Genomic DNA, 13772 nt, shown 5'->3' with positions numbered 1-13772 from the left:
ACTACATACAAAAGATTATGACTGTTGACTCCATGCGAACCATCGACCGGTGGTTCGGAATACCTCTTACATTCATCCTTACCTGGCTCCTGAAACTGGCCCATGTTTACGGAAAGAAACAACCGGTTGAAAGCAGGAAAATTTTGTTCGTTGAACTTTCAGAGATGGGTTCTACCATTCTCGCCAACCCGGCAATGGAAAGGGCAAAAAAAAACCTGCAGGCAGAGATATATTTTGTAATTTTCCGAAAAAATAAGGCAAGCTTACAGCTGCTGAACACTGTTGAAGAAAACAACATTTTCACGCTGCGGGAAAACAACTTGCTTTCCTTGATAATCGATACTTTACGATTTCTCTTCTGGACTCGAAAAAAAGGTATTGATACGGTTATCGATCTGGAACTCTTTTCACGTTTTACCGCTCTGCTGACAGGTCTTTCAGGGGCGAATAAAAGAGTCGGATTCCACGCATTTCACAACGAAGGTCTTTACAGGGGTGAACTTCTAACCCACCGTGTGGCATATAATCCTCATATCCACATTGCAAAAAACTTTGTGGCTCTTGTCTATGCAATTGAAAGTAAAGAGGAGGAAGTCCCCTATTCTAAGATCCATATTTCTGATAAGGAGATCGGTCTGCCAACAATTCACCCGACGCTTCAGGAACAACAAACAATACAGAAAACCATAATCGATCGATTTAACGAATATAAACCTGGATACCACAAGATAGTCCTGCTGAATCCCAATGCAAGTGAACTCCTACCCCAGAGACGATGGATGCCCGAAAGATACCAGGAACTAGCGAGTAAAATCCTCTCACGGAACGACAAGTTTCTTGTCCTGATTACAGGAGCACCCTCTGAGAATGAAGAAGCAGATATGCTTTGCAGAAAAGTTGGCAGTCAACGGTGTGTTAACTTCACAGGGGCAACAACTCTGGCAGAATTACCTGTTCTCTATTCAATGGCTTTGCTTATGGTAACCAATGACTCCGGCCCAGGACATTTTTCATCGATAACCACACTGCCAACCTTTGTACTCTTTGGCCCGGAAACACCTGCTCTATATGGTTCACTCGGAAATTCAACGCCTATTTATGCAGGTTTGGCCTGCTCTCCATGTGTAAGCGCAGCCAATCATCGAAAAACCGCCTGCACAGATAATAAATGCCTCCAGGCCATCACCGTTACACAGGTCTTTGATCAGATAAAGGAATATTTGCACAGTGACTGATTTTGAAAGCAGCATTTCCCGGCGGCAACTCCGGCTTAAGCAAGATGGCAAGTATCTCTCCGGTTAGATAGACAAAGGCTCCTGCCCAAACAATATCACTGAGAAAATGGGCTCCCTGATAGATACGGGCATAACCGACAACTCCGCCCCAGCAGATAGAGGCTCCCAGTATTCCGTACTCCAATTTTCTGTTTCCTCTCCTACGTATAAGAAACCAGGGTCCCATGGTGGAAAAGGCTATAGCTGCATGGCCGGAGGGGAAAGATGAATTGGTACTGGTGGGGCCAGGCTCCCAAAACTGATGATACGCATAGTTCCCGTTGAAATCAGTTACCTCACGGGGACGCGGCCTGCCCAGATTTTCTTTGAAAACCACATTAACAAGAAGCCCTGGCCCGAGAAGAAGTAAAAGCAACATAAAAAGAGCAGCTCTTCTATAGTAACGTAATGAGATGTATTTAATACCAAGCAGGAGGACAAACAGGGCAATAACACCTAAAACTATTGAGGGAATTGGAGCCACCTGATATACGAAACACCATATATCCTGGGTAACTCCCGGACCCGGCCAACGCCGGCCAGGTACATAAAAAAGTGAAGAGATATACCTGTCTGCATTGGTCAGCCACATACAAAAAGTGAGTACTATAAAGGCTATGCAGATAAGAAAGATACGATTAAGACGGTCCAACAGAATAACTCCTGAAATACAATATAACTTACAACTTGTTTATACAAACAGGCTGCCACTTTGTGTGTAGATCCTATTTTAGCCTTTTTCTGCTTAAGAGAACAAGTATTCATTAACAACACTATGACTTTCATGAAAAAAATATGCCAACTGCCAATTCAACTAACTGATTTTTATAGAAAATTAATCAAAAACTTGAATATCACAGGCAAATATGTGAAAAATATGATGCATTGCTAATCTTCTAAGTTAAGGGCCACGAAAAATTACATGGTCCAGCCGTGTAGACCTCTCAACGTATTCTCATGGCTGTATCAATGGATCAATACGACATAGAAACATTCAGGAAAATGAACCTATACCCTGCACAATTTTTAGGTAGGTATTATTCCCCACGGCCTTCAATTCCCACCGAATATGACTTTCAGTTGCCCTATGGATAACAGTAATATAAAATCACCCCTTTATACAAGCCTGTGTATTATCATAGGTTTTACCCTGCTTCGAGCTCTTCTGAGCACCCAGTTTCTTCTTGCTCCAGATGAAACAAATTACTGGCAGTGGTCCAGGTATCTGGATCTCGGTTACCACGATCATCCCCCCATGATTGCATGGACCATATGGCTTTCAACCAAGTTGTTTGGCCATACAGCCTTTGGCGTACGTTTACCAACACTCATAGGTGGAGCAATATTTTCCATATATACCACCAGGTTGACCGGTCAACTGGCTGGCTGGCGTCTTGCTCCGGCAGCCGCTCTCCTGACGCAAGTCGTCCTCCTCTATAATGGCTCAGCACTGATTGCCACCCCTGACGGTCTACTCCTGCCGTGCTGGGCTGCAGCATGCTACCATGCCGCCATGGCTCTGACACTGCGAAATAAGTCTCACTGGATAGCAACAGGAATTTGGTTCGGTCTGGGGATGCTCAGCAAATACACAATGCTGCTTTTTCTCCCCAGCCTCTTTTTCTACATGATCTGTACCCCGCGATTTAGAAAAGAACTCGCCACGGCATGGCCCTGGGCCGGCTTGTTTTTAGGCCTTGTTCTTTTTTCTCCTGTTCTTATCTGGAACTGGCAGCACGAGTGGGCAACTTTCAGGCATGTTCTCTATCAGGGTGGTCTTGATGATGGTCCTTTTTTCACTCTTAGATTTGTTGGCGATTTCTTTGCGTCTCAAGCTGCACTATTATCACCATTCCTATTTCTGTTTATCCTCATATTGTGGTTTTACCCACCAATGAGTAAAAACCTTGGCAAGGAGGCACGGGCCTACCTCTGTTGGATGTCTTTACCAGGCTTTCTCATATTTTTACTACTCGCCTTCCATGTACGTATTTATGGTAACTGGCCAGCACCAGTCTTCACCACAGCCATTATTCTTTTTCTTGCCGTTTTTGCCCCGCCTCATAAAAAACCACAATCAAAATGGCCATGGCGTCTTTCTCTGTATGGTGGGATATGCATTACTTTACCAATTTTACTGCAGGTTACTTATCCATTACTCCCAATCCCCTTGAACCTGGATCGTACTGCCCGTGAGACTACCGGCTGGGATCAACTTGGTGCCATAGTCTATAAAGAGCGGGAAACCATGAAACGACCTGAATCAACTTTCATTTTCGGTCTTCGCTATCAATATGCCAGCGAACTGGCTTTCTATACTCCCGGCAACCCTCAAACCGTCTCCATAAATAGATGGTCGCGCCCCAATGTCTATGACTTCTGGTGGAATGATTCAATGTTGCAGGGGCAAGATGCCATTGGGGTTTTCAGTTACCGCCCCATGGAGCAGCAGTTGGCAGGTCTGTTTCAACGTATTGATCCTGTAAAAGAAATCAACCTTACAAGGAACTCTCCCTGGTTTGGCCTCCAAAATACACAGAAATTATATCTGTTTAAAGGATATGGATTTAAAGGTGGTATCCGTTGGATTCCTGAAAATAAAAACGATATTCGGGCCACCAGATATCAAACCACTGAGCAAAAGCAATAGTTCACAGGCCTTATTATAGTGAAAGGGTGGTTCCAGCTTTATTTGAACTGACAATCGGATTATACTGCACGCAGGAGGGAGGCCAAAGACACATAAACCTGGCCTGCATACAGTGTAGACACATCTAATCATACAAAAAATTATGTATATTGCTCAAGCTGCACAAATGAGGGAATTGGATAGGCTGGCCATTGAATCCATTGGGATCCCCGGAATGGTGCTCATGGAGAACGCAGGCCGTGGAACCGTTGATTACATGGTTGAAAGATTTGGCTCGCCTCGAGGTAAACATGTAGTCATTTTCGTCGGGCCGGGAAATAATGGCGGAGATGGTTTTGTCATAGCAAGAACCCTGCTGAACCAGGGTGCATGTCCTCTATTGTATCTTCTGGTACCTCCGTCTAAACTGACAGGCGATGCCCTGGGAAACTATACAATAATCAAAAACATCGGTTTACCCTGCACTATTCTCAGCTCGAACGAGGAAGTTCAGGAAATTTATGACCACATAATTAGCCACCATCGAAAAAATCCCGTATACACAGTAGTCGATGCTCTCTTTGGTACAGGCCTGACCAGGGAAGTTGAAGGGCATTTTCTTGAAGCCATCCACTGTATCAATTCACTGAAACAACAGGAACAGATTCCTATTGTCGCCGTTGATATTCCCTCCGGAATGAACAGCGATACAGGCCAGATACATGGGGGCGTAATACAAGCTGATTTGACGGTCACCTACGGCCTGCCCAAACCAGCCCACTTTCATAACGGTGGTGAGGGAATAGGTGATGTTCGAGTCGTGGACATAGGTATTCCTCCTCAGTTATACAGAAAAGTAAAAATACAGGGTAAAGCTCTGACAGAAGGAACTATCCCTGTTCCTGCCGGCAAACAGATCACGGCTCATAAGGGAAGTAATGGCCACCTTGTCGTTATTGCAGGTTCTATTGGTAAAACAGGTGCTGCAATTCTCTGCGCAAAAAGTGCTTTATATAGTGGTGTCGGCCTGGCCTCGCTGGCAGTACCTGCTGATTTGAATACGATATTCGAAATCTCACTGCCAGAGGCAATGACTCTTCCTTTACCACATTCCCAGGCAAGGTTGTCCATTGATGACCTGAATACCATCCTCGAATTTTGCGAAGATAAAGAAGCAGTTGTCCTTGGACCTGGAATCGCCACAGATCAAGTGACAGCCACCTTGGTTTATGAACTGTATAAGCGACTACAGATTCCCATGGTCATTGATGCCGACGCACTTAACATCCTGGCCACCCAACCAGAAACCATTGATAATCCGGGAGGGCCACGTATTTTCACACCGCATCCAGGCGAAATGGCCCGACTCTGCCAGACTTCCGTTCAAAAGCTTCAGCAAGATCGTCTTGAGTCGGCCCTCTGGCAAAGTACCCATTCAAGCGGGCATGAATTGATCACTATCTTAAAAGGAGCAGGTACTGTTCTTGCCTCATCTTCCGGTTGCTGGGCAATTAACACCTCCGGCAATCCAGGAATGGCCACTGGAGGTATGGGAGACGTGCTTGCTGGAATTATCGGCAGCCTGCTTGTCCAGGGCTATGCCCCATGGGACGCGGCCTGCCTTGGAACCTTCCTGCATGGATTTGCCGCCGATCGTCTGGCTCAGATAAGTCCATATGGCTACCTGGCTTCAGAAGTAGCAGAGCAACTCCCTGTTTGCATAGCAGAATTGGCAAAAGGTTGCCGAAAATTAGGAAAAGGTGTCAGGTAGTTTTGAGCGGTAGAATAATAGATTGTTTTTAAAGGTCGCGGAAAATACTAAATATCCAAAAATTGCGTAGGATATCGGTGGTTGGTAACGTCGTCGCGTCAATGGGTCCATACTGGGCGTATTGAGCCATTGACGCGACGACGTTACCAAATTGAGAAACAAGCAGGATTGAATATTTTTTTCCGTGCCCCTAACATTATGAGAAGTGCGGACTACTTGTCCCCTACTCTTTTATAATCCAGACAGATGAGGTTAATATATGCTGACAGCAAAAGATATTATGTCCACAGAAGTGATGGTAGTTAATGAATCAGATTCTATCCGTGATCTGGCTACAATTCTTCTGACCAATAAGATAAACGGAGTTCCCGTTGTAGATGATGAAAACAATGTGGTCGGGATTGTGACGGAAAGTGATCTGATCTTTCAGAATAAAAAAGTTCATATTCCAACAGCTGTAGCCATTCTCGACTCTTTTCTGTTTCTGGAACGGCCGGATAAGATGGAAAAGGAATTGCGAAAAATCTCAGGATCAAAAGTGAGTGATATCTGCACGTATGATCTGGTCAGTGTAACTCCTGAAACAACCTTGGAAGAAATCGCCACCCTTATGGCTACCAAGAATGTCCACACCATACCGGTCATTCAAGATGGCACCCTGCAGGGAATCATTGGCAATGCGGATATCATTAAAACCATAGCTCATAAACAGGGGTGATATCTCCTTTGCTGTTTTTACAGCATACTCATTTTCAGGAGTCTGTCGGAGAATTGCTTTTTTCTCAGCTCAACATATTTCAGTAAAATATGTTGAGCATAATTTTTCTGAAACATAACTACGCATAGGGGAGATGGATAAAAATTTGAAAAGCCCCTGTGTTTGTAACTGGTTACAGAGTGCCTGAAATTTTTGCAAATAGGCTGGCGAAGCGTATTGGATCATACGTAAGCCAGGCTGATAGGTGAAAAATCAGGTGCACAGAGCCGATTATGCAGAACCACTGCTTAATCGGTGAAGAGTTCACCTTCAGACAGCCTCCTGGTTGACAGCTGCCAATTAACCTGACACCTAATCAATTGGCAGCTTTTTTAGTACTCTTCTCTGTCGAAGAATAAAAAGCCCAGCAGTTGCGTCCATTTTTCTTTGCCTCATACATGGCAATATCTGCATGTCGCAACATGGCTTCCGCATCTGCACAATCATCAGGATAAACAGATATACCAACGCTTGCACCGATGTAACAGACATGGGCATTTACATCGATGGGCTCATTGAGTAAATCAATAGCTTTTTGAGCAACATGACTTGCTCCCTCAAATGTGTCTGTAGATTCAAGAAGAATAACAAATTCATCTCCCCCTAAACGGCATACGGAGTCAGATGCCCGCAACGTAGACCGCAGACGATTCGCGACCTGTATGAGAACCATGTCACCTATACCATGGCCATAGGTATCGTTTATGGGTTTGAATCGATCAAGATCAATAAATAGCAGACAAAGTTTTCTTCTTTGTCTCTGTGCCAGTGAAATCGCCTGTGGAAGACGTCTCTTAAAATAGTTCCTGTTGGGCAGGTGGGTCAAAGCATCATGATTGGCCATATAACGAATCAGCTCTGCAGCCTCCTGACGCTCTGTAATATCTTCGAAAATCAGTACACCACCGACAAGCCTGTTGGACTGAATGATAGGTGTTGAACGAAAGTCCGCTGGAAAACTGCTTCCATCCTTCTTTAATATACGGATTTCGTTGAAATATGTCGTTTCTTGAAGGGTTCTATCTGAAAAAAAGGGACAACTCTCCATATTAAAATCATCTTTTCCCGGAGAGGAGAGATAAAAGATGTCTTTGTAAGACTTACCTGTAACCTCTTCAAGGGTGTAGCCCAACATACCCAGGCCCACAGGATTGATGTAGCTGATGTTCCCTTGAATATTTACGCCGCAAATACCATTGGCAGCTGCATCCAGGATCATTTCGTAATTTTTTGATAGCAACTCAAGTTCAAGTTTTGCACGATGAGATCCCAATATGTAACGAATACGATTTTTTAGCACAGGCCAACGTATAGGCTTACGTATATAATCAACAGCTCCGGCATTAAAGGATCTATCAATGGTATCTTCATCATCCAAAGCAGTTACCATCAAAACAGGTGGCGGGTTGACAAGGGATGTGGAAATATGTTCACAAACACTTGGACCGTCAATACCAGGCATAGCTATGTCTAAGATTACCAGGTCAAATTGTTTTCCCCGAACGTATTCCAATGCGTCAGATCCGTTGTCAACCTCTTCAACTGCATAGTGCTCTGACTCCAGAAACTGGCGAAGCACCACACGGATAACCTCATCATCATCGACAATTAATATCCGTGGGATGGCTCCGGAAAAAAGCGGCTTCTTCATAATGACATATCTTTTTCTGCTAAAGATTCAATACAACAGATCAGTTACGTTGTTCCTTGAAAAAGTTAAGCACTTCCTTCACCATATGTTCGATTTTTGGCATGAGTTGCCGCACTTCTTTCAGGCTACCTCTTCTCCCAGCCTGTTCCATAGCCTCACATAATTTAGCGAGCTGTTCTGCGCCAACCTGGCTGCTGCTGCCTTTCAACATATGTGCGTATTTCTGTACTTCATCTGCTCTCCCTGCGAGAAAAGCAGCTTTTAGTGCTTTGGTTCGTTGTTCCAACGCACCAACGAACACCTTTACAACATTATCAATATTACCAACATGCTGTTCGAGCTTTTGTAACGCGGCCCTATTGATAACACTATTTTCTTCGTCGGTCTCAACGGCAGATTTATCATCTGTAGAAAAAATATGTATTTTTTCTTCAGAGTCAGGCAACCACACCTGGAGTACCTCCTGTAATCGTCTGAAATCAATTGGTTTCACAAGGTAGTCGACCATGCCAACATCATAACAGCGTTCGTGAGTACGTTTGGTTGCATCCGCGGTTAACGCAATGATTGGGGGGACTGGACGCTTTTTTTCTTTGAGTTCTTCTAGAATTCTGACAGTGGCCTCAAATCCATCCATGACAGGCATCTGGCAATCCATAAAAATCATGGCAAAAGATTGCTCGCTGCACATTGAAATGGCCTGTTGCCCATTTTCAGCAAAATACGTCTTGGCAGGGGTATCCTTGAATATTTCCTCCATGACTATACGATTTGTCTGATCATCATCAACAATAAGCAGACGCAGAGTATTACTCTTGTCATCCTGGCTCATGCCACAGGTTGTATTCTGGCCATGATGCAAGGGAATTGCAAAATCCAACTGGGGACCAGCAATGATGTCACCTGTTTTTTCGGGCTTGAAGGGTAATGTAAACCAAAACCTGCTGCCCTTTCCGCTTTCAGACTTAACTTCAATTCGCCCTCCCATCAGTTCAACAAGCTTGGAACAGATGGAAAGCCCAAGACCTGTACCTCCAAAACGACGGGTTGAACTTATATCAGCCTGGACAAACGGCTCAAATAACGTTTTAAGTGCATTTTCGGCAATCCCCATGCCTGTATCAATCACCGTAAACCGAAGCAGATCCGTATCTTCTTGACGATCCACATGTTCAACCGTTAGTGTAATCTGTCCATTATCGGTGAATTTAATCGAATTTCCAAGAAGATTAACCAAAATCTGGCGAAGCTTAACGCCGTCTCCGGTATAGTAGCGTGCAACATCTTCTCCCACCTCAAGCTTGACTGCGATTCCTTTTTGTTTACCGGAAACAATATAGAGTGTTAACAGCTGCTGCAAAAGATCTCTGAGATCAAATGAGATGATTTCCAATCCCATCTTATGCGCTTCTATTTTACTGAAATCAAGCAGACTATTGATAAGGGTAAGGAGACTTCGAGCCGAAGTGAGAATCAGCTGAGCAAAATGTTTTTGACGAGGGTGGAGTTCTGTGTTCAGTAATAATTCGCTAATCCCTATAACTCCATTCATAGGTGTACGAATTTCATGGCTTATCATAGCCAGAAAGTCTGATTTAGCCTTTGATGCGGTATCAGCCTGATTTGCCGTTTCCCTGAGTTCCAAATTCTCAAGACGCAGGCGCTCATTGGTCTTCTTGAGGATGATGATCTCCTGCTGGAGATCTTGTGTTGTGGGTAGATCAGGCATTGGCTAGCTAAACAGTGAAAGTTGTTTATAAGTTCTTTGTTTTTTCTGCGCTGTTCTCACAACAGGCGGAGACTCAAGATATTCTTCTGGCAATTCCGAATAAAATTGAGATACCTGGCTGATACATTTTTGCCCATTATGGACTCTTGTGGTACACCACGTCAGGTACAAAGTTTCCACAGCTCTGGTCAAACCCACATACGCAAGACGCCGTTCTTCTTCGATGTGGGCCTGCATGGCTGGGAGAGAAAGTTCTGTTCGTGGTTGAAGCGGAATGAGTTGTTCTTCAAATCCGGCAACAAACACGACTGGGAATTCAAGCCCCTTGGCAGCATGTAATGTTGACAATGTAATTACATCACTCATTTCATCATACAGTACACTATCACTGTAGCGCAAAAGATAGGTGGCAAAGCTATCGATATTCGGCCCATAATTTACCGCAAGTTGGCGTAATTGCTGCACACTATGCTGCTGTATTTCAAAGCCATAGTGTTCGGCAAGTTGTTCGACCAGATTTGCCATTGGCATGCCTTCTGCACACGCTTTCTTTATTTTATGGAAAAAAGATTGAAAAGCCAACAAAAGAGATGGAGTTGAGGATGAGAATAGTCCATGAATTTGCTCGCCAAGGATATCAGGAAGTTGGTCTACCCTACCCATCCACTTCGAAATTGTCCTGACAGCCCCTTCACCAACTCCCTTCTCCTGTCTGATGAGAAACAACTGATGTTCAAGCTGTGCCTTACCTGCCAGTAACAGGATAGCATAAAATAATGGCCGCATTTCGTTTTGCGCATAAAAGGCCTTTTGATCAACCCGTTGATAAGGAATGCCCCTTTGGTTCAACACGTTGCTGAGTGATTCCATTTGCCTGGATGTGCGGAACAGTACAGCAATATCCTGCAATCCGTAATCGCCATTGTCAGAGATATTCAATCCTTCAATGACACGGTGCGAAGTCCCGCCCAGGTGAGCTTCAATATGATCGAGAATAAACCGGGCTTCCTGTTCTGGAGTGGTACATTGCTGCACATAAATGGAACCGGAAGACTTGCTTACTGCAAGCATGGGTTTACGTTCCTGGTGAATGGTGTTTCGTGATATCAGCTCTTCAGCACACTTGATAATGTGCAGACCACTTCGATAATTATGTATTAATTGAATAACCTGTGCATGAAATGTTTCCACAAAGCGGGAAAACCATTGAACATCAGCTCCTCTGAATCCATAAATAGACTGATCAGGATCTCCAATCACAAAAACAGGGGAAGATGTAGCAAGTAAGGAGACGAGTTGATATTGCTCCTGATTTATATCTTGGAATTCATCAACGAAAAGTGCACCTGTCTCTGCTCGTATCTGTAAGCTCTGGGGTGTATTTTCCTGGAGAATTTCAATCAAGCCCGGAATAATCAGATCGATATCAATAATATGCTTTTGCTGAAGAGCGTCCCGGTAGATTTGAACTTCAACAGAATTTCTTCCATCAGGATCACCAAGGAGCTGTACGAGAACAACCGCTTTTTCCTTGGCCTGCTGGAGAGATAAATCCGGCTCTAGCCGCATCAGCATAAAGGGACGGTCGTTTCCACCAAGAACTGTCAGTGAAGGATCGTTTTTCCGTAACCAGCGTAGACAGTAGCCATGAAAAGTACTGACATGCAGTTTCTCTTTACCATTACCCTCCTCAAACTGTGCACTCAATCGGTCGTGGAGTTCATCTGCGGCCTTATTGGTGAAGGTGATTACTGTACACGGACTATCCTGCTCATCCAGGTGCTTTTGAACCCTGGCAACCAATGTATGTGTTTTACCGGTACCTGGCCCTGCCTGAACCGCAATTATTGGTGATTCTGCATCAACTGCGGTTTTTTGTTGCGGATTAAGCTCACGAGGCACCGCTGTACAGGCAGTATTATCTACTTTTTTTTTAGGCTGAGGTGTTACTTTGCGCTTTTTTTTTCCAGGGGGACTGGCCGCCATACCGAACAGGTTTCCCTGACCAATAAATTGCTCTTTTTCATCCTGTTCAAAAACTCGAATCACACCAAATTCACCATCATACCCAGGTTTACGGATAACTTCATTTTCTCTAATACGCCGAATTGCCTCCTGAAACAGCGCATTACTTTTTGCACCTATTTCCTCAAGAGGAACATCAATCAGAATAGAGAACTCCGAGCCAAAGGTTCCTATAGCACGTGCGTAAGCCTGGCTCACTTTTTTACTCGCAGGTCCGACATTCAGCAGTTCACTCAAGACTTCTGCCAGGGGGGTAATACTGTACACTGCAGGATCATAGGGCTGGTACTGTGGTGATGTTCGATCAGCAAGCTCCACAACGCGGTTGAGGACACCAATGGTCAGTGGCTTGTTACAGACCGGACACAGATTATCATGTTTAATACTTTCCTCAGGCTCATAGCATATTTGACATTTTCGATGTCCGTCGCAATGATATTTCCCCTCTTCCGGATAAAATTCAATTGTTGCTTCAAACACCTGTTTTTCCTCTGCATTGCGGGGCTTTCGAATGGCATCCCGCATATGATAGAAACTCAGCTCAGTGTTAAAAATATTTGCCTCTCTCCCTAACTTGGCAGGTGAGTGACAGTCTGAATTAGAAATCAGGGTAAAACGATCCAGAGATGAAATACAGCGGTTCATTTCCGGATCAGATGAAAGTCCTGTTTCCAAGGCAAAAATGTGTGGTGTAAGTTCCTCAAAACATTCTTCAATGGTATCAAATCCGGATTTAGAGCCAAACAGGGAAAACCAGGGAGTCCAGATATGTGCCGGGACTAAAAAGCCTTCAGGAGCAAGTTCCAACATAATATCAAGCAAATCCTTTGCATCGAGCCCCAGAATTGGCCTGCCGTCTGAATGGATGTTACCTATAGTAGCCAGTTTCCGGTTGATGCGACTGACCGATTCAAGGTCTGGGGCAAAAAGAATATTATGGTTTTTCCTCACCCTACCAGCTTTTTTGTAAATGGAACTGATTTCAGCAGTGAGTACAAAACGCACCTGTTCTACGGTTTTCATACCTTGAAGCTCTGGAGGCAAAAAGCTGTCACAATCAAGGTATTCATCACGTAGACGATACATTCCGGGCTCATCCTCTACCAGTTGCTCGCATAGGTGTGTATACCATTCCGGATGGGTAAAATCTCCTGTGCCGATAACGTTGATTCCTTTAATAGCTGCCCAGGCAGCCAACCCTTGCAGATTACTTGCTTTACTGGTAGCTCTGGAAAAGGCAGAATGAATATGCAAATCAGCAATATATTTCACTATTTTGTTACCTGTAGAGATTATGCTCACGAATATAGGAGTACACGGCGGGGTTCACTTCAGCAGGGCATCGGTTGTGACTGAGATCAGCACGAACTTGGGAAGAGGAAATCGGTAAATGGAGATTCCCATGGCACACAAGGCTTGTGCCAACATCGGAAAGGTAGCTATTGCTTTCTCTATGCCATCGAAACGCAGGTTTCAAGGAGATTATACAGCGTTCCAGATAGCTGGAGCTCATCAGATCACGCCCTACCACAATGATATTAACCAAGGAGAGTATACGTTCTGAACAGTACCAGGAGCCCAGATCCTTCAATGAATCCCCCCCTATAATCATAGAATATCGGGTATGGGGATTTCTTGCCATCAGTTTTTCAATGGTTTCGACAGTATAAGACGGCCCCTCATATTCGTTCTCGATAAGGGATATATGCAAATGTGGCTCATTGTGAAGGGCCAGCTCCAACATGGCCACCCGATGGGCAAAGGACGCTCCGAGGGAGTTTTTATGCGGTGGAGACGGGGCAGGTATATAAAGAATCTCTCTTAAACAGTGATGCATAAGTACATAACGGCCAATGGCAATATGACCGTTATGTACCGGATCAAAGCTTCCGCCAAAAAGGCCAACTTCCTGCTGGCATGACACGGAACCCCCCTC

Annotated in this window: 9 protein-coding genes; 4 read left to right on the top strand and 5 right to left on the bottom strand. The window is 44.5% G+C overall.

Annotated elements, in window-relative coordinates; all coding sequences use genetic code 11:
- Window positions 1-17 precede the first annotated feature (17 nt).
- A complete protein-coding gene (locus tag G493_RS0124545) occupies window positions 18-1235 on the top strand; it encodes a glycosyltransferase family 9 protein (RefSeq protein WP_028582465.1) in 1218 nt (405 codons plus the stop codon).
- On the opposite strand, the gene G493_RS32760 is transcribed toward G493_RS0124545, so the two are convergent.
- The gene (locus G493_RS32760) at window positions 1189-1926 is read right to left on the bottom strand and encodes a phosphatase PAP2 family protein (RefSeq protein ID WP_051309900.1); all 738 of its coding nucleotides are present in this window, start codon (window positions 1924-1926) and stop codon (window positions 1189-1191) included. The two genes, G493_RS0124545 and G493_RS32760, sit on opposite strands and share 47 nt — an antisense overlap.
- Window positions 1927-2361: 435 nt before the next feature.
- Here G493_RS32760 and G493_RS0124535 point away from each other — a divergent pair, with 435 nt between their 5' ends.
- The 3 genes from G493_RS0124535 (at window position 2362) to G493_RS0124525 (ending at window position 6392) form a co-directional block, all read left to right on the top strand.
- Entirely contained in the window at window positions 2362-3924 is a 1563-nt protein-coding gene (locus G493_RS0124535) for a glycosyltransferase family 39 protein (protein WP_028582464.1), read from the top strand.
- Between the two features lie 142 nt (window positions 3925-4066).
- A complete protein-coding gene (locus G493_RS31175; RefSeq protein WP_035275871.1) occupies window positions 4067-5674 on the top strand; it encodes a bifunctional ADP-dependent NAD(P)H-hydrate dehydratase/NAD(P)H-hydrate epimerase in 1608 nt (535 codons plus the stop codon).
- Between the two features lie 259 nt (window positions 5675-5933).
- Window positions 5934-6392, top strand: a complete 459-nt coding sequence (locus G493_RS0124525) for a CBS domain-containing protein (protein ID WP_028582463.1) — start codon at window positions 5934-5936, stop codon at window positions 6390-6392.
- Window positions 6393-6747: 355 nt separating this feature from the next.
- On the opposite strand, the gene G493_RS0124520 is transcribed toward G493_RS0124525, so the two are convergent.
- From G493_RS0124520 to nadD, 4 genes are read right to left on the bottom strand one after another with little or no spacing between them, the layout of a single operon-like run.
- Complete coding sequence (locus G493_RS0124520) at window positions 6748-8082, bottom strand: two-component system response regulator (RefSeq protein WP_028582462.1); 1335 nt, start codon at window positions 8080-8082, stop codon at window positions 6748-6750.
- 40 nt (window positions 8083-8122) lie between these two features.
- Entirely contained in the window at window positions 8123-9811 is a 1689-nt protein-coding gene (locus G493_RS31170; protein WP_051309898.1) for an ATP-binding protein, read from the bottom strand.
- Between the two features lie 3 nt (window positions 9812-9814).
- Entirely contained in the window at window positions 9815-13108 is a 3294-nt protein-coding gene (locus G493_RS0124510) for a UvrD-helicase domain-containing protein (protein WP_028582461.1), read from the bottom strand.
- 7 nt (window positions 13109-13115) lie between these two features.
- Window positions 13116-13760 (bottom strand): nicotinate (nicotinamide) nucleotide adenylyltransferase, encoded by a 645-nt coding sequence (gene nadD, locus G493_RS0124505; RefSeq protein WP_028582460.1) that lies wholly within the window; start codon window positions 13758-13760, stop codon window positions 13116-13118.
- Between the last annotated feature and the right edge of the window lie 12 nt (window positions 13761-13772).

Origin of the sequence: Desulfogranum japonicum DSM 18378 (assembly GCF_000429945.1) — a bacterium.
Classification (GTDB): Bacteria; Desulfobacterota; Desulfobulbia; order Desulfobulbales; family Desulfobulbaceae; genus Desulfogranum; species Desulfogranum japonicum.
This window is presented reverse-complemented; position numbering and strand designations above follow the sequence as displayed.

What these genes read in the sequence shown, in the direction of transcription:
- G493_RS0124545 (WP_028582465.1), top strand. Translation starts at nt 18, where the DNA reads ATGACTGTTGACTCCATGCGAACCATCGACCGGTGGTTCGGAATACCT.
- G493_RS0124535 (WP_028582464.1), top strand. Translation starts at nt 2,362, where the DNA reads ATGGATAACAGTAATATAAAATCACCCCTTTATACAAGCCTGTGTATT.
- G493_RS31175 (WP_035275871.1), top strand. Translation starts at nt 4,067, where the DNA reads ATGTATATTGCTCAAGCTGCACAAATGAGGGAATTGGATAGGCTGGCC.
- G493_RS0124525 (WP_028582463.1), top strand. Translation starts at nt 5,934, where the DNA reads ATGCTGACAGCAAAAGATATTATGTCCACAGAAGTGATGGTAGTTAAT.
- G493_RS0124520 (WP_028582462.1), bottom strand. Translation starts at nt 8,082, where the DNA reads ATGAAGAAGCCGCTTTTTTCCGGAGCCATCCCACGGATATTAATTGTC.
- G493_RS31170 (WP_051309898.1), bottom strand. Translation starts at nt 9,811, where the DNA reads ATGCCTGATCTACCCACAACACAAGATCTCCAGCAGGAGATCATCATC.